This window comes from Actinomyces capricornis (assembly GCF_019974135.1).
Lineage (GTDB): Bacteria > Actinomycetota > Actinomycetes > Actinomycetales > Actinomycetaceae > Actinomyces > Actinomyces capricornis.
This window is the reverse complement of sequence record NZ_AP025017.1, coordinates 847,160-861,523: the sequence shown is the minus strand read 5'-3', so window position 1 is coordinate 861,523 and position 14,364 is coordinate 847,160. Positions and strand designations below refer to the sequence as shown.

11 protein-coding genes and 4 pseudogenes are annotated in these 14,364 nt (G+C 66.3%); 4 read left to right on the top strand and 11 right to left on the bottom strand.

Features of this window, described 5'->3' with window-relative positions; translation table 11 throughout:
* The first annotated feature begins 44 nt into the window (after positions 1 to 44).
* The 3 genes from ychF to MANAM107_RS03440 all read left to right on the top strand — a co-directional run bounded on the left by ychF (position 45) and on the right by MANAM107_RS03440 (position 3,679).
* Positions 45 to 1,148 carry a redox-regulated ATPase YchF gene (gene ychF / locus MANAM107_RS03450; RefSeq protein WP_223911159.1) on the top strand — a complete coding sequence of 368 codons (1,104 nt, stop codon included), beginning with the start codon at positions 45 to 47 and terminating at the stop codon, positions 1,146 to 1,148.
* Between the two features lie 176 nt (positions 1,149 to 1,324).
* A complete protein-coding gene (locus MANAM107_RS03445) occupies positions 1,325 to 2,725 on the top strand; it encodes an HsdM family class I SAM-dependent methyltransferase (protein ID WP_223911156.1) in 1,401 nt (466 codons plus the stop codon).
* A gap of 42 nt (positions 2,726 to 2,767) precedes the next feature.
* Positions 2,768 to 3,679 carry a restriction endonuclease subunit S domain-containing protein gene (locus MANAM107_RS03440; protein ID WP_223911153.1) on the top strand — a complete coding sequence of 304 codons (912 nt, stop codon included), beginning with the start codon at positions 2,768 to 2,770 and terminating at the stop codon, positions 3,677 to 3,679.
* Here the strand turns inward: MANAM107_RS03440 and MANAM107_RS03435 are convergent.
* The 10 genes and pseudogenes from MANAM107_RS03435 to MANAM107_RS13335 all read right to left on the bottom strand — a co-directional run.
* A complete protein-coding gene (locus MANAM107_RS03435) occupies positions 3,635 to 4,027 on the bottom strand; it encodes an integrase core domain-containing protein (RefSeq protein WP_223911150.1) in 393 nt (130 codons plus the stop codon). The two genes, MANAM107_RS03440 and MANAM107_RS03435, sit on opposite strands and share 45 nt — an antisense overlap.
* Positions 4,028 to 4,106: 79 nt before the next feature.
* Positions 4,107 to 4,280, bottom strand: a complete 174-nt coding sequence (locus tag MANAM107_RS03430) for a DDE-type integrase/transposase/recombinase (RefSeq protein WP_223911147.1) — start codon at positions 4,278 to 4,280, stop codon at positions 4,107 to 4,109.
* Positions 4,281 to 4,299: 19 nt separating this feature from the next.
* Positions 4,300 to 4,524, bottom strand: coding sequence for an IS3 family transposase (locus MANAM107_RS03425; RefSeq protein WP_263421920.1), 225 nt, complete (start codon positions 4,522 to 4,524; stop codon positions 4,300 to 4,302).
* Positions 4,525 to 4,731: 207 nt separating this feature from the next.
* Positions 4,732 to 5,991: an IS256 family transposase gene (locus MANAM107_RS03420; RefSeq protein WP_223911144.1), complete on the bottom strand. Its 1,260-nt coding sequence runs from the start codon at positions 5,989 to 5,991 to the stop codon at positions 4,732 to 4,734.
* Complete coding sequence (locus MANAM107_RS03415) at positions 5,958 to 6,401, bottom strand: transposase (RefSeq protein WP_223911141.1); 444 nt, start codon at positions 6,399 to 6,401, stop codon at positions 5,958 to 5,960. The genes MANAM107_RS03420 and MANAM107_RS03415 overlap by 34 nt, the downstream gene beginning before the upstream one ends.
* 67 nt (positions 6,402 to 6,468) lie before the next feature.
* Positions 6,469 to 6,612: pseudogene (locus tag MANAM107_RS13210) on the bottom strand (IS3 family transposase); the annotation flags it as partial.
* A gap of 300 nt (positions 6,613 to 6,912) precedes the next feature.
* Positions 6,913 to 8,535 (bottom strand): cell wall-binding repeat-containing protein, encoded by a 1,623-nt coding sequence (locus MANAM107_RS13160; protein ID WP_223912826.1) that lies wholly within the window; start codon positions 8,533 to 8,535, stop codon positions 6,913 to 6,915.
* 500 nt (positions 8,536 to 9,035) lie between these two features.
* A pseudogene (locus MANAM107_RS13345) lies at positions 9,036 to 9,113 on the bottom strand (sunset domain-containing protein); the annotation flags it as partial.
* Positions 9,114 to 9,212: 99 nt separating this feature from the next.
* A pseudogene (locus MANAM107_RS13340) lies at positions 9,213 to 9,689 on the bottom strand (cell wall-binding protein); the annotation flags it as partial.
* 60 nt (positions 9,690 to 9,749) lie between these two features.
* Positions 9,750 to 10,301, bottom strand: a pseudogene (locus MANAM107_RS13335) (hypothetical protein); the annotation flags it as partial.
* Between the two features lie 386 nt (positions 10,302 to 10,687).
* Here MANAM107_RS13335 and MANAM107_RS03400 point away from each other — a divergent pair.
* A complete protein-coding gene (locus MANAM107_RS03400) occupies positions 10,688 to 11,659 on the top strand; it encodes a diaminopimelate dehydrogenase (RefSeq protein ID WP_223911135.1) in 972 nt (323 codons plus the stop codon).
* A gap of 179 nt (positions 11,660 to 11,838) precedes the next feature.
* On the opposite strand, the gene MANAM107_RS03395 is transcribed toward MANAM107_RS03400, so the two are convergent.
* Complete coding sequence (locus MANAM107_RS03395; protein WP_223911132.1) at positions 11,839 to 14,295, bottom strand: UvrD-helicase domain-containing protein; 2,457 nt, start codon at positions 14,293 to 14,295, stop codon at positions 11,839 to 11,841.
* Positions 14,296 to 14,364 lie beyond the last annotated feature (69 nt).

The window sequence follows — 14,364 nt, the reverse complement described above, 5'->3', positions numbered from 1 at the left end:
GGAGGTGCCACGGCGGGGGCGGGCGGTGGCTTAGAATCCGGGGCGTGGCACTCACCATCGGAATCGTCGGACTGCCCAATGTCGGCAAGTCCACCCTGTTCAACGCCCTGACCCGTGCGACCGTCCTGGCCGCCAACTACCCCTTCGCGACGATTGAGCCGAATATCGGCGTCGTCCCGCTGCCCGACCCGCGGCTGGGCAGGCTGGCCGAGCTGTTCTCCTCGGCGCGGGTGGTGCCGGCCACGGTGTCCTTCGTGGATATCGCGGGGATTGTGCGCGGCGCGAGCGAGGGCGAGGGACTGGGCAACCAGTTCCTGGCGAATATCCGTGAGGCGGACGCGATCTGCCTGGTGACGCGCGCCTTCGAGGATCCTGACGTGGTGCACGTGGACGGCAGGGTGGACCCCTCCAGCGATATCGAGACGATCACGACCGAGCTGGTGCTGGCCGATATCCAGACCCTGGAGAAGGCGATCCCGCGCCTGGAGAAGGAGGTGCGGGGGAAGAAGGCCGATCCTTCGGTGCTGGAGACGGCCAGGGCCGCGATGGCGGTCCTGGAGGAGGGGACGCTGCTATCGGCGGGCGCGGCGGGTGCCGGGATTGATGAGGAGGTCCTGCGCACCTTCCAGCTGATGACCACCAAGCCCTTCATCTACGTGTTCAACCTGGATGATGATCTTATGCGCGATGAGGCCCGGCAGGCCGAGCTGCGGGCGCTGGTGGCTCCCGCGGAGGCGGTGTTCCTGGATGCCCAGTTCGAGGCCGAGCTCGTGGAGCTGGAGCCCGAGGAGGCCGCCGAGATGCTGCATGAGAACGGCCAGGAGGAGTCGGGCCTGGACAAGCTGGCCCGGGTCGGCTTCGACACCCTGGGGCTCCAGACCTACCTGACGGCGGGGGAGAAGGAGGCCCGTGCCTGGACGATCCGCAAGGGCTCGACGGCGCCGCAGGCCGCGGGCGTCATCCACACCGATTTCGAGCGTGGCTTCATCAAGGCCGAGATCGTCAGCTACGACGATCTTCTCGAGTACGGCTCGGTGGCCGAGGCCCGCGCTCACGGCCGCGTGCGCATGGAGGGTAAGGACTATATCATGGCCGACGGCGACGTGGTGGAGTTCCGAAGCGGGCTTACGTCTGGGGGTCGGAAGTGACAGAGGGGAATCTGTGCGGTCCCGAGCATCAGAAAGTCCGCGTTCCTATCATCGAGTCACTCGTTCGAGTTGGCTGGGATCGCGCGCAGCTTAAATGGTCCCCCGAGTGGCGGGTACCGAAGTCACCACACGACGCTGCCAATCGTGAAGCTGGACGTTCCTTTGCTTCATGGCCGGTGGACCTCGTGATCTTCGAGGACGCCTCCACAGTCGGGTCGTGGGAGCACCTGCTTGTTATCTGTGAGTTCAAGGCCCCCGATATCAGTGCTGGAATTTCGCAACTTGAGGTTTACCTCGCGCGTGAGCCACGTGCTCGTATGGGGTATTGGACGAACGGGATAGATGATGTTCGCGTCTACAAGCTTCCTGACGGTGGGTTCCAGCACTTCAAAAACCGCGGTGTGCCCCACCCAGGCGAGAACTTTACGAAGGCCTCCAAACAGCCGCTCAAGTTCGAGGACTTGAAAGTCCCTTCGGGTAGGCAGCTTCGGTCGGTCTTCAAGCGACTCCTCGATGTCGTCGTTGCCAGAGATAGTCGCGCCACGAGGTCGGACGTCCAGCTCGATCAGCTGTGCAACCTGCTGCTGTTGAAGTTGGAGTCGGACACCAACGGCGAGTATGACCATCAGAAGACGCTGGCGTTCCAGCTCAATGATGCGGGGAGCGCATACACTGCACGCAAGATGCGCGAGGACTTCAAGGCACTCAAGAACATCAGGTCTGAGATCTTCGCAGAGGATGACAATGCCGACCTCATCCTCAACGACGACACGATTGCTGAGGTTGTGTTCGAGTTATCTGCTCTGAACCTGCTGGCAGTGAGGCCTGAAGCTATCTCTTCGGCTTTCCAGGTCTTTCGGCGCGCTAATCTCAAGGCGGGAGAGGGGCAGTACTTCACGCCTGCCCGTGTCATCGAGGCCAGTATTGAGGTCCTGGACATTCAGCCCACAGACAAGATTATCGATCCGGCGTGCGGTACAGGTGGGTTCTTGGTCGAGGCGTTCCTGTCTATCCTAAACAAAGGCACTGGCGGACGTGCCGAGGCGCAGGCTCGTACGTGGGCGCACCGGCAGGTGTTCGGGGTGGACAAGGACTCGATCAACGTCAAGCTTACCCGTGCACTTATGGTGAGTTTAGGGGATGGTTCCGTCAATATCCATGTAGGAGATTCGATCCGGCAGAACCGCTGGAAAACGGACTATCCCTACCTCGAGACGCCGCTGAAGGATGGCTCGTTCACCGTTGTCATCACGAATCCTCCGTTCGGCAAAAACCTTAAGGTGAGTGCAGCGGACTCGCGTGTGAACGGCTATACGATTGCCAAGCAGGCCAGGGGGAGGTACGCCGATCTTGAGATCGGCCTCATCTTTCTCGAGCGCGCCCACCGGCTCCTGATGAGCGGCGGTCGTCTCGGCATCATCCTGCCAGAGACGTATTTCTTTTCCTCGACCTACCGCTGGTTGCCGGACTGGTTAGAGCCACGGTTCGAACTCCGCGGAGTGTTCAATATTCCGATGGAGGCCTTCCAAGGCTTCTGTCGAGCTAAGACTAATCTCTACGTATTTGAGAAGAAGTGATCGCCGATGATTCATAAGCCGGCTTGGTTCACAAGCGGCAGGGTGTTCGTTTCCTACGCGCCGACGGTCGGTATTAACAAGGATGGCGAGGACCTCTACATCATTGACGAGACCACGGGGGAGCGCACTGACGTTATCGACGACAAACTCCTCAATGATGTGCGGAGCCTCAAGGCCGGTGAGGCCACGGCTACGGGGCGGTGGGTCGATGTTGGTGAGCTCACCGATCGACTGATGGCAGTCCCGGCATACTTCGATGCACGCCCTATGGCCGACTTCGAGGCGATGATGCGTCATCCTGAGATGGTAGACTACGATGAGTTCACGATCGAGGAGCTCATCGATAACGAGTGGATCGAAACCCTGAGCGGCCACGGCAGTCCGCCAGCAGATTTTCGCCACGGGACGGTCCCCTACATCAAGGTCTCTGATATCCGTGCAGGGCAGATTAATATCAATCCAACGAACCGAGTGAGTGAGGTCGTCGCTCGTAAGTTCTGGAAGGGTACGGAGTCCGGCCTGCGTCAATGGGATCTCATCACCCCAATCCGCACCAGTAAGAACATCGGCGAATTCGCTGTCTTGATGCCTGGCCAGGAGCATGTCGTGCTAACGAAGGAGATGCTGATTCTTCGGGCCACTGACCAGGCTCCGTTCGATAACTTCTACCTTCTGTGGGCTCTTACGCTGAAGGCGGTGCGGAGACAGTGGGAACGTATCGTGTTTATGCAGACGAACCGTGAGGATGTGGGGACACGCTACCGCGAGATCGTTCTCCCTATCCCTTCGAGTGCGGATGTTGCGTCAGTCCGGTCCGAGCCCTTCAGGACCTACTACGAGGGGATGGACGCACTGCGCGAGCATCTCATTTCCTACCTTGAGTCCGATGACAAACACCACCTCTTTATCTCAACTGCTGCGATGGCTGCGGAAGAAGCTGAAGACGTAGACTGAACCTCTCTTGCCGACGGGTGAGGTGTCGGTGTGGTGGTTGTTGAAGTGCTGAGGAAAACTGGGAGTGTCTGGAATTATTGATGTTTTTCGGACTGTGGTTGTTGTATTGGTTAGGCTGCTTTCTGGTCCCCCAGGAGTTCGCGTTCGACCTCGTTGGGTGCGTGCGTATCCCAGGGCCGAGTGCAGCCGGGTGTGATTATAGGTCAGCTCGATCCATGAGGCAATATCGTTGATGGCCTTCTTGCGGGTGGAGTGGACCATACGGTGTACCCTCTCGTTCTTCAGCGTCGCGTTGAAGGACTCCGCCCAGGCGCCCTCCCAGCACACTCCGGTCCTGCCGGTCGACATACGAATGCCGTAGGCGCCCAGGTGCTTGGAGAATTTCTCCGATGTGTACTGGGACCCCCTGTCTGAGTGGAAGATCGTCTTACCTCGGATGGTAGGGTAGCCCGCGCACCGCCATATCAATGGCGTCGCACACCAGGGAGGTGTGCATATGATCCGCCAGCGCATAGCCAACGACCTTCCTCGTGGCGCAGTCCAGCACGGTGGCCAGGTAGACGAATCCCTTCCAGGTACGGATATAGGTGATGTCTCCCACCCATTTCCTTCCCGGTGCCTTAGGGGCGGTGGTCGCGCTCCACCAGGTCGGGTCTGACTCCCAGGTCGGCGGCCGGGGTAGTGGTGCGGACCTTTCGGCGTGGACAGGCGGCGACCAGGCCGGCCTGGCGCATGAGGCCGCGCACGGTGTCACGGTGCACGCTCACGCCCCGGCGCTCCAGGGCGGCGGTGATACGACGGTAGCCGTAGGTTCCATCGGAGGCCTTGAACTCGGTCTCGATCATGGCAGCCAATTCCTGCCTCCTGATATCCCTGCGTGACTGTGGTCTATCCCTCCAGGAGTAGTATCCCGAGCGCGACACCCTCGCCCAGCGGCACATCGAGGCGATCGGGTAGTTGCCTTCTTCGCGACCGGTGAGAGCGTACCTCTGGCTCACCGCTGTTCCTTCGCAAGCCAGGCCGGTCAAGTCTTTTTGTGTGGTGTAAGTGTTCTATCGGGTGATGGTGGTCGCTGTGGGTTGGTCGGTGGTCAGGGTGGTGGCGAGTTGGTTCATTGAGGTCTGGGAGAGGTAGCGGCGTTCGGCGTAGCGCCATTCCTCGTGCTGCTCGAGCAGGATGGCGCCGATGAGGCGGGTGGCGCTGTCTCGATCGGGGAAGACCTGGACGACGTCGGCGCGGCGCTTGATCTCGCGGTTGAGGCGCTCGATGGGGTTGTTGGACCAGATCTTCTGCCAGTGCTCGCGGGGCATGGCGGCGAAGGCGGTCAGGTCGCTCTGGGCGTCGGTGAGCATCTGGGCGACCTGGGGGAAGGACTCGCTCAGGGAGTCAACGACCTTGCTGTACTGCGCTGCCACGGCCTGGGGGGTGGTTTGGGCGTAGACGGTGGAGATCAGGGCGTTGACCGGCTTGGAGTGGGCTGAGCCCACGGTCTGGGTGACGTTGCGGGCGAAGTGCACGCGGCACCGCTGCCAGGCCGCGCCCGGCAGGATCGCCTTGACCGCGGCCCTCAGGCCGGCGTGGGCGTCACTGGTGACCAGTGCGACCCCCAGCGGGTCGGTTGGGCTGGAGACCCTCAATCCCCGCTGGCGCAGGGAGCGCAGGAAACCGGTCCAGAAGTCGGTGGTCTCGGCGTCCCCGAGGGCCATGCCCAGGATCTCGCGGTTACCGGACCCGGACACGCCGGTAGCCACCACCATGGCCTGGGAGACGACCCGGCGCCCGATGCGCACGTCCAGGTAGGTGGCGTCCAGGAACAGGTAGGGGAACCAGTCGTGGTCCAGCGGGCGTGAGATGAACTCCCCGACGGCCTCGTCGAGCTCCTTGCAGATCCGCGAGACCGTCGAGCGGGAGATCCCCGACTCGCAGCCCAGGGCCCGCACCAGGTCGTCGACCTTGCGGGTGGAGACCCCCTCGACCCAGGCGGTGGCGATCACCGCGTACAGGGCCTTGTCGACCCGCCTGCGAGGGTTGAGCAGCGAGGGGTAGAAGGACCCGGTGCGCAGCTTGGGGATGGCCAGCTCAATGCTTCCGGCAGTGGTGTCCAAGGTCTTGGCGCGCTTGCCGTTACGCCTGTTGGTGCGCTGCTCGGTGCGCTCATAGGGCGCCGCGCCGATCACGGCGGCGGCCTCGGCGTCCACCAGGTCCTGCAGGCCGGCCTGCAGCATCCGGCGGAACACCTCGTCATGGGCCAGGCCGGGGTCGTCCAGGACTTCCCGGATCAGCACGGACACGGCAGACTGGTTCTTGGGCATCGTGGGGACACTCCTTGTGAATCTTGGTCGACGAACACGGACCCCACGATGCCCACCCCTCCAGCACAGGCCACCAACCCCAACCACGACGAGCCGGGCACCACAGGAATTACCACCACACTACGAGACGCACCCGCCAGGCCGCCGCTTTCCTCTAAGAGCTCGCATCCCTGCTGCAGCTCGCGGACCTGTTTCTTCAAACGAGCTGCTTCCACGGCTTCTGTAGCCGCTTCTCTTTCCTCGGCACTGCCGGCACTGCCATGCTCTTTCTTGTACTTCGCGACCCAGATGCCAACTGTCTGGGGTGCCAGCTCGTAGGAAGCGGCCACTGACGCGATCGTGCGATCCTTTTCGATCACCTCGCGCACCACCTGTGCCTTGAACTCATCAGAGTACTTCGCCCTCGACATGGCTCCATCCTATTGAATCAAAGGAGGACGAAAATCCTCCCCTGTCCGAGAAACACCACCCACCCCAGAACGCGGTGTAGCACAACCCCGACAGCGTCCTGACATAGGTGATGTCAGCGACCCACAGCTGATGAGGACGCTCTGCTGCGAACCGCCGCTCGACCAGGTCAGGGCGAGTATCGCGCTGACCGGCCGGGCGGGTGGTGGCCGGCCCTGTGACCACGACGCACCCCCTGAAGCCTGGCTCATGCGCGTCGTCGGGCTTCAGCACCGGGGGCTGTGAGGTACCCAAGGGTCGTAAGGCCGGTCAGCAGCAACGCCCTGTGGTGGGCCATTGAGACCACACCGCCGCGCACGCGAAGGCGGGCCCCGAGCAGTGGTTCTGCTCAGGGCCCGCCTCTCGGGCTCGAGACACCGGGCTATCAGCCCGTGCCCGCTTCGCTCGTGCGCTTGACAACCGCAGGTTTCCCCCGGCTCATCACATGCGCCCTAGCGCGGCGCCGGCTGTTGATCAGCGGGTGGCCATGGAGCCGTCAGCCTGGAGGTAGTAGCCCTCAACCCAGGTGTTGGTCACCATCGCGCCGGAGGAGTTCAGGTAGTACCAGGTGTCCCCGACCTTCACCCAGCCGGTGGCCATGGCGCCGTCGGCCTTGAGGTAGTACCAGGTGTTGCCGACCTTGGCCCAGCCGGTGGCCATGGCGCCGTCGGCCTTGAGGTAGTACCAGGTGTTGCCGACCTTGGCCCAGCCGGTGGCCATGGCGCCGTCGGCCTTGAGGTAGTACCAGGTGTTGCCCACCTTGGCCCAGCCGGTGGCCATGGCACCGGAGCTCTTGAGGTAGTACCAGGTGTCGCCCACCTTGCTCCAGCCAGTCGCCATGGAGCCGGAGGGGGTGTGGTAGTACCAGGTGTCGCCGACCTTGCTCCAGCCGGTGGCCATGGCACCGGAGCTCTTGAGGTAGTACCAGGTGTTGCCGACCTTGGCCCAGCCGGTGGCCATGGCGCCGTCGGCCTTGAGGTAGTACCAGGTACCGTCGACCTTGGCCCAGCCGGTCTTCTTCTCACCCTTCTCCAGGTAGTACCAGTGGCCGCCCTCCTTCTTCCAGCCAGTGACCTTCTCCTCCGGCTTCTCCGAGGGCTTCTCAGAGGGCTTCTCAGAGGGCTCCTGCGATGGGGCGGAGGGCTGAGCCGAGGCACTCGGGGCCGCGGTGGCCGACGGCGCAGCGGACGGCTGGTCGGTGGCCTTGTCGGTGGGCTCAGCCTTGTCGGTGGGCTCGGCCTGGGGCTCCTCGGGCTTCTTGGAGGGCTCAGCGGTGGCCTCGCCCTCGGGCTCGCCCTTGTCGGTGGCCTTGTCGGTGGGCTCAGCCTTGTCGGTGGGCTCGGCCTGGGGCTCCTCGGGCTTCTTGGAGGGCTCAGCGGTGGCCTCGCCCTCGGGCTCGCCCTTGTCGGTGGCCTTGTCGGTGGGCTCAGCCTTGTCGGTGGGCTCGGCCTGGGGCTCCTCGGGCTTCTTGGAGGGCTCAGCGGTGGCCTCGCCCTCGGGCTCGCCCTTGTCGGTGGCCTTGTCGGTGGGCTCAGCCTTGTCGGTGGGCTCGGCCTGGGGCTCCTCGGGCTTCTTGGAGGGCTCAGCGGTGGCCTCGCCCTCGGGCTCGCCCTTGTCGGTGGCCTTATCGGTGGGCTCAGCCTTGTCGGTGGGCTCGGCCTGGGGCTCCTCGGGCTTCTTGGAGGGCTCAGCGGTGGCCTCGCCCTCGGGCTCGCCCTTGTCGGTGGCCTTATCGGTGGGCTCAGCCTTGTCGGTGGGCTCGGCCTGGGGCTCCTCGGGCTTCTTGGAGGGCTCGGCGGTGGCCTCGCCCTCGGGCTCGCCCTTGTCGGTGGCCTTGTCAGTGGGCTCAGCCTTGTCAGTGGCCTTGTCACTGGCCTGGTCGGTGGCCTCGGCCTTGGGGTCGGCGTCGCCCGTGGCCTCGTCGCGGGGCTCGGGGTCGGTCTCGGAGCCAGGGTCGGCGTCCTCGGGACCGGGGACGGCCGGGGGCTCAGCCTCGGGTCCAGCCGGGCTCTCCGACGTCGCAGCGGTCTCGGCAGCCGGGCCGCCGGTCGCCTCTCCGCTCGTGTCTCCAGCGGCAGCGGGGATCGCCGCCCACATGAGAGACACTGCTGCGAGCGTTCCGATGGCAGATTTCTGAAGGCGCTTCATGGGATTCCTTCCAGGGGGCAGAACAATCAGCCACGACTCCACGCTTCCTCAGTGATCAGGGAGCATCGTTGAGATTCTGCGCGGAAAGGTGGGTGCGCGGATAGTGTATGAGTATGCCTGCTTTCATTTCGCTATCGATGGGGCCTTCGCGGTCTCGGTTTCATGGAGTTCCTGTCACCGTTCTGTCTCACGTGTCCAATAAGTGTGGATAGATTAGTGTCACACTACGGTGTGGTCGTACTTTATGATGGTGCCTATATGTACGGCTGTGGAGGTTCCCGCAGTGCTCGTCCCTCGCCCCCTCCTGGTCCGGGCCGCACATGTGGGGTGCGCTCCACGATCACGCGGATCGTGGAGCGCACCCCACTCGTATGCCGCCAAGCGGCCCCGCCTGTGGCGGTCGTCGTCAGCGGCCCGCTGCGGCGGTCGGGCCCACGGCGTCCGCGGTATCAGACCCGGGCGGCCCGGTAGCCCGCGATCTCCGCATCCGACCTGGTGGCGAAGCACTCCTCGGCCTTGGTGCGGTCATAGTGGCGCTGTCCGGGCATGTGGTAGATCATGCTGTCCTTGTTGCCCTTGATCGGCGCGTGACTGAGGCAGGTGTAGGTGCCCGAGTAGACGCTGAGCCAGCGGCCGTTGCTGTGGAAGCGGTACCAGGTGCTCCCGGCCATCGCCCAGCCGCCCGAGGCCATGGCGCCGCTGCCCGTGAGGTAGTAGTCGCCGACCCAGGTGCTGGACAGCATCGCCCCAGAGGAGTTGAGGTAGTACCAGGAGCCGCCGACCTGGATCCAGCCCGTGGCCATCGATCCGTTGGACCGCAGGTAGTACCAGCTGGCGCCGACCTTGGTCCACCCGGTGGCCATGGCGCCGTCGGCCTTGAGGTAGTACCAGCTTCCGCCGATCTTCGACCAGCCCGTGGCCATGGCGCCGTCGGACTTCAGGTAGTACCAGGTGCTGCCCACCTTGGTCCATCCGGTGGCCATGGACCCATTGGCGTTGAGGTAGTACCAGGAGCTGCCGACCTTCGCCCAGCCCGTGGCCATGGCGCCGTCGGAGGCGAAGTAGTACCAGCTCCCGCCGATCCTCGCCCAGCCCGTCGTCGCGGCGCGGCCATCGCCGAGGTAGTACCAGGTGCCTCCCACCTTCGTCCACCCCGAGGCCAAGGCGCCATCGGGGTGGAAGTAGTACCGGGAGCCCTGGATCGTCGCCCAGCCCGTGGCCATGGCGCCGTCGGTGCCGAGGTAGTACCAGCTGGCGCCGACCTTGGCCCAACCGGTGGCCTTGGCGCCGCTGTCCCTCAGGTAGTACCAGCGCCCATCGACCTTGGTCCAGCCGGTGGCCATGGCACCGTCGGCGCCGAGGTAGTACGAGACTCCCTTGTCGGTGACCCAGCCGGTCTGCCGGACGCCGTCGGCGTAGTAGTACCAGTGCCCGCCCTCGCTCCTCCAGCCGTTGATCGCGGGTTCTGCCGGCTCGGCTGGCGCGGAGGGCTCGGCCGAGGGCTGCGCCGGGGGTGCGTCGTCGGCCGGTGGGGCCTGCTCGCCGTCGCCCGGATCGGCGGTGGGCTCGGGGAGGGGGTCGCCTGCGGGGGCCGAAGCCTCGGCGGACGGTGACGGCGGTGGGACGGTCGGCTCATCGGCGGCGGCGGTGGAGGCGCCGCAGAGAAGTGAGGCTGCCGCCAGTGCCCCGATCACGGATTGGTGGATGTTCTTCATGGCATTCCTTTCGACTGTCGAGATCTCAATCGCGCAGGAATCACCTCCTCGACAGCGTCGTTCGAGGAGTGCGTGCAAGGCATTGGGAGGGGGTGAGCGCCCTCCTATTGTAGGCCGTGGGGAGTCGTATGAATTGGGGTCGTAGACCTTCCCATGGTCTCTTTTGAGTAAACCAGGTGGGGCTGTCAGTAATCTATTCTCGACCTCTGTGATGACACTCCTGCGCTGGCCACCTCCTTGCTGCGCAGTCGCGCCGGGTGACGCCTGCGCCCCGGGAGGCGAGCGGGAGGTGAGACGGCCCGCGCGCCGACCGGCCGGCGGTGGGAGACTGAGCCCTACGCCTCGGCGGCGCCTGCCGCCAGAGCGCCAACGAGCCAGGAGGATTCATGATCAGGGTCGCAATCAACGGGTACGGGAATCTCGGCCGGGGAGCCGAGCAGGCGATCTCCAAGGCCGAGGACATGGAGCTCGTCGTCGTCTTCACCCGGCGCGACCCGGCCGCGATCACCACCCAGGGCGCCCCGGTGGCCCATGTGGACGACATGCCCCAGTGGGCCGACCGCGTGGATGTCTGCCTCAACTGCGGCGGCTCGGCCACCGACCTGGCCGAACAGGGCCCGGCGAGCGCCGCCCACTTCACCACCGTGGACTCCTTCGACATCCACGCCCAGATCCCCGACTACTTCGCCTCCGTGGACGCCGCCGCCCGGCAGGCCGGGAACCTCGCGCTCATCTCCACCGGCTGGGACCCGGGCCTGTTCTCCATGCTGCGGGTCCTGGGGGAGGCGATCCTGCCCGACGGCGCCACCACCACCTTCTGGGGCCCCGGCGTCTCCCAGGGGCACTCCGATGCGGTGCGCCGCGTGGAGGGGGTGGTGGATGCCAGGCAGTACACCCTGCCGGTGGAGAGCACCGTCGAGGCGGTCCGGGCCGGTGATGAGGTGGAGCTGACCACCCGCTCGATGCACCGCCGCGAGTGCTATGTGGTGGCCCGCGAGGGCGCCGACCTGGAGCGCATTGAGCGGGAGATCGCGACCATGCCCCACTACTTCGCCGACTACGAGACCTCCATCTCCTTCATCTCGGCCGAGGAGATGGCCGCCGAGCACCATGGTCTTCCCCATGGGGGACTGGTGGTCCGCCGGGGAGAGACCTCCGCGGGGGTGGGCCAGACCATGTCCTTCGAGCTGCAGCTGGCCTCCAACCCGGAGTTCACCGGCTCGGTGGTGGTGGCCATGGGGCGCGCGGCGGCGAGGATGGCCGGGCGCGGGCAGACCGGGGCGTGCACGGTCTTCGATGTGACGCTGGCGGACCTGTCCCCCCGCAGCCCCGAGGAGCTGCGCGCCGCCTACCTGTGAGGCGGGCCCCCGCGGGGGCGGGATCTTCGATCGGCCTGCCCCCAAGGCCCCCGTCTCGTACCTTCGGCCTTGATCTCGTAGGTTGGAGGGACGAGATCGAGAGCGAAGGTACGAGACCGCGGGCGCGGCGGTGCGGCGTCGAGGGCGCTGGCTGCGAGTGCGGCGCTCGACCGCCGGTGTCACGTGGTGCGGGGCACCAGCTCCTCCAGCAGCGGGCTGGCCTGCCCGCTCCAGGAGATCGCCAGCTGGTCGCGGGCGCGCGTGGCCGCCACATAGAGCAGGGACCGCTCGCGCAGCTCGGCGTCGGCGCGATCGGCCTGGGAGTAGGACTGGTCGTGCAGGCTGCGGGGGATGGAGGCTGCCGAGACGTCGAAGAGCAGCACCTTGCGGAACTCCAGGCCCTTGGCCCGGTGCATGGTCATCACCACTGGCCGCCCGCGCCCGACAGCCCCCCGGTCCACCGCCCGCACCTCCAGGCCGCGCCCGGCCAGGCCGTTGACGACGGCGTCGCGCTGGTTGCGCTCGCGCACCAGCACGGCGATGGTCTCCGGTGCTGCGTCCTCAAGGCCCTCGTCCTGCTCCAGCCATTGGCGTAGCAGCGCCGCAGCCCTGTCCAGCTCCTCGACCCGGTCCGCCGCAGGCAGCAATTGTGGCTGGGGCCCATTGCGCGGGGAGAGGTAGTGGTGCTCCTCGGCCTGCCCCTCCATGTCCTCATAGCTGCCCGGATCCAGGATCCGGAAGGCGGCATCGAGGTTCTGGCGGGTGGTGCGGTAGTTGCGGGTCAGCCGTCGTGAGCGCCCGCGCACCTGGATCCCGTAGTGGCTCAGTATGATCTTCTTGCCGTAGATGCGCTGGTGGGAGTCCTCGGCGAGCATGAGGTCGTCGGGCCCGGGGGCGGCCAGTGCCCGCAGCAGCTGGAGGTGGACGGGCGTGAGGTCCTGGGCCTCATCGACGATGACGTGCCTGAAGGGCCGCGCCTGCCCGGCCTCGGCCTGGTGGTCCAGCCAGGCGGCTGCCAGGGCGAGGCGCTCGGGGAAGGTGGTCAGATCCAGGGAGGCCATGCGGTCGCGGTAGATCTCGATGGCCTTCCACACGGCGGCGCGCTTGCGCCGGTCCAGGGGTACGCCCCGTCCCGGGCGGCGCACCCGCAGGTAGGCCTGCAGGGTGGTGATCCGCTGGGGCAGGATGACCAGCTCGTACTCCGATGCCAGGAAGTCCTCCAAATGCAGCCGGTCTGGCAGCACGTCCCCGGCCATGGCCAGGACCTCGCGCCACACCTGCCCGGGGGCGTTGGCCAGAACCTGCGTGCGCGGGAGGCCCAGCACCTCGTTGGCCACCGGCGCGATGGCCTCACCTGCGCCGCGCAGGATCGCCAGGGCCAGGGAGTCCAGGCCACTGACCATGATGCCGGGAGTCCCGAGCCCGGTGGACAGGGGCAGGGCGGCATCCAGGCGGGTGAGCTGGCGCTGGAGGTCGTCGGCCAGATTGCGCGTGAAGGTGGTCAGCAGCACGCTCACCTCCTGCCCCTCCTGGGTGTCGCGGGCCGCGAGCTGCTTGGCGCGGTGGACGGCGATGACGGTCTTGCCGGTCCCGGCGCCCCCGCTGATGCGCATGGGACCGCTGGTGCGGCGCTCGACCAGGGTGCGCTGGCTGGGGTGGAGGAAGAGCTGCCACTGCTGGAAGCTGAGCCCCTCGATGGCCCGCCGCAGGTCCTCGTCGCTCTCCACCCAGGTGAAGGTGGAGCGCGCGGCCCTGGTGCGCAGGCCCGCCACGAGGGCGGCGTCCTCGTCGGGCTGGCTGGCGGGATGCTCTGGGGGGCGGATCAGCTCGTAGTCCTCGCGCACCTCCTCCAGGGTGGCGCCCGTGGCCAGGGACAGCAGGGCATCACCGTGCCAGGGGACCTCGGCGGTGGCAGCGAGGTCGAGCAGCTGGGACTCCCGCTCAGCAGCCAGGGCGGCCGCAGCCAGGGGGAGATCGAGCCCCAGCTCCTCATGGAGCACCTTCGCGCTCAGCCCCGCGGGCCAGTGGGGCCGGGGGTCGCGCGGCTCCACAGTGATGGCCTCGACGGCGCCGGCGGGGCTAGCGGCCCCGCCCTGCGCTGCGGTGAAGGGCGGGGCCGCTGAGGGGGCCCCAGGCCCGCCGGACTGGTTGAGCTGGGTGCGTGTGCGGGTGTTGTCGGCTTCGATACGGGCGGCCTGGGCGTTGATCTCCTGGCTCTGACGCGCTGCGGCGGCCAGGCGCTCGCGGGCCTGGCGCTCCGCCCGCTCCACCTCCTCCTGGCTGTCGAGCACGGCCTGCGAGACGCGGGTGACCTCGGTGGCGCCGTTGCGCGGGTTGACCTTGAGGGTTACGCGCTTGGCCTCCTTGATGGCGTCGTCGTGGGCCCAGATGCCGTGCAGGACGTAGATGGGGTCGTCGCCCTGGTCGATCTTGAACAGGACGGCCCGGTAGAACTTGTCCACGCGGGCGGTGCGCACGCGCGGGTCCGCGGTGCCGGCGATGGGCTCGACGTGCAGGCCCGAGGAGGCGTCGGACTCCGCGAGCTTGATGAGGAAGGGCCCCAGTTTGGCCCTGATCGAGGGGTCCTTGGCCTGGGCGTCCTTGGGTGCTGCCTTCGGCATGACGATCGAGGGCATGTCAGTCTCCTTACCTGCCTCAGCAGTCTTCCACGCAGCGCCGACATGAATACCTTCCCGGCAGGGGCG

Excerpts from the sequence above, each read along its gene's own strand:
- MANAM107_RS03435 (WP_223911150.1), bottom strand. The coding sequence starts at position 4,027 with ATGTCGACCGGCAGGACCGGAGTGTGCTGGGAGGGCGCCTGGGCGGAG.
- MANAM107_RS03425 (WP_263421920.1), bottom strand. The coding sequence starts at position 4,524 with ATGATCGAGACCGAGTTCAAGGCCTCCGATGGAACCTACGGCTACCGT.
- MANAM107_RS03420 (WP_223911144.1), bottom strand. The coding sequence starts at position 5,991 with ATGCCCAAGAACCAGTCTGCCGTGTCCGTGCTGATCCGGGAAGTCCTG.
- MANAM107_RS03415 (WP_223911141.1), bottom strand. The coding sequence starts at position 6,401 with ATGTCGAGGGCGAAGTACTCTGATGAGTTCAAGGCACAGGTGGTGCGC.
- MANAM107_RS13160 (WP_223912826.1), bottom strand. The coding sequence starts at position 8,535 with ATGTGGGCGGCGATCCCCGCTGCCGCTGGAGACACGAGCGGAGAGGCG.
- MANAM107_RS03400 (WP_223911135.1), top strand. The coding sequence starts at position 10,688 with ATGATCAGGGTCGCAATCAACGGGTACGGGAATCTCGGCCGGGGAGCC.
- MANAM107_RS03395 (WP_223911132.1), bottom strand. The coding sequence starts at position 14,295 with ATGCCCTCGATCGTCATGCCGAAGGCAGCACCCAAGGACGCCCAGGCC.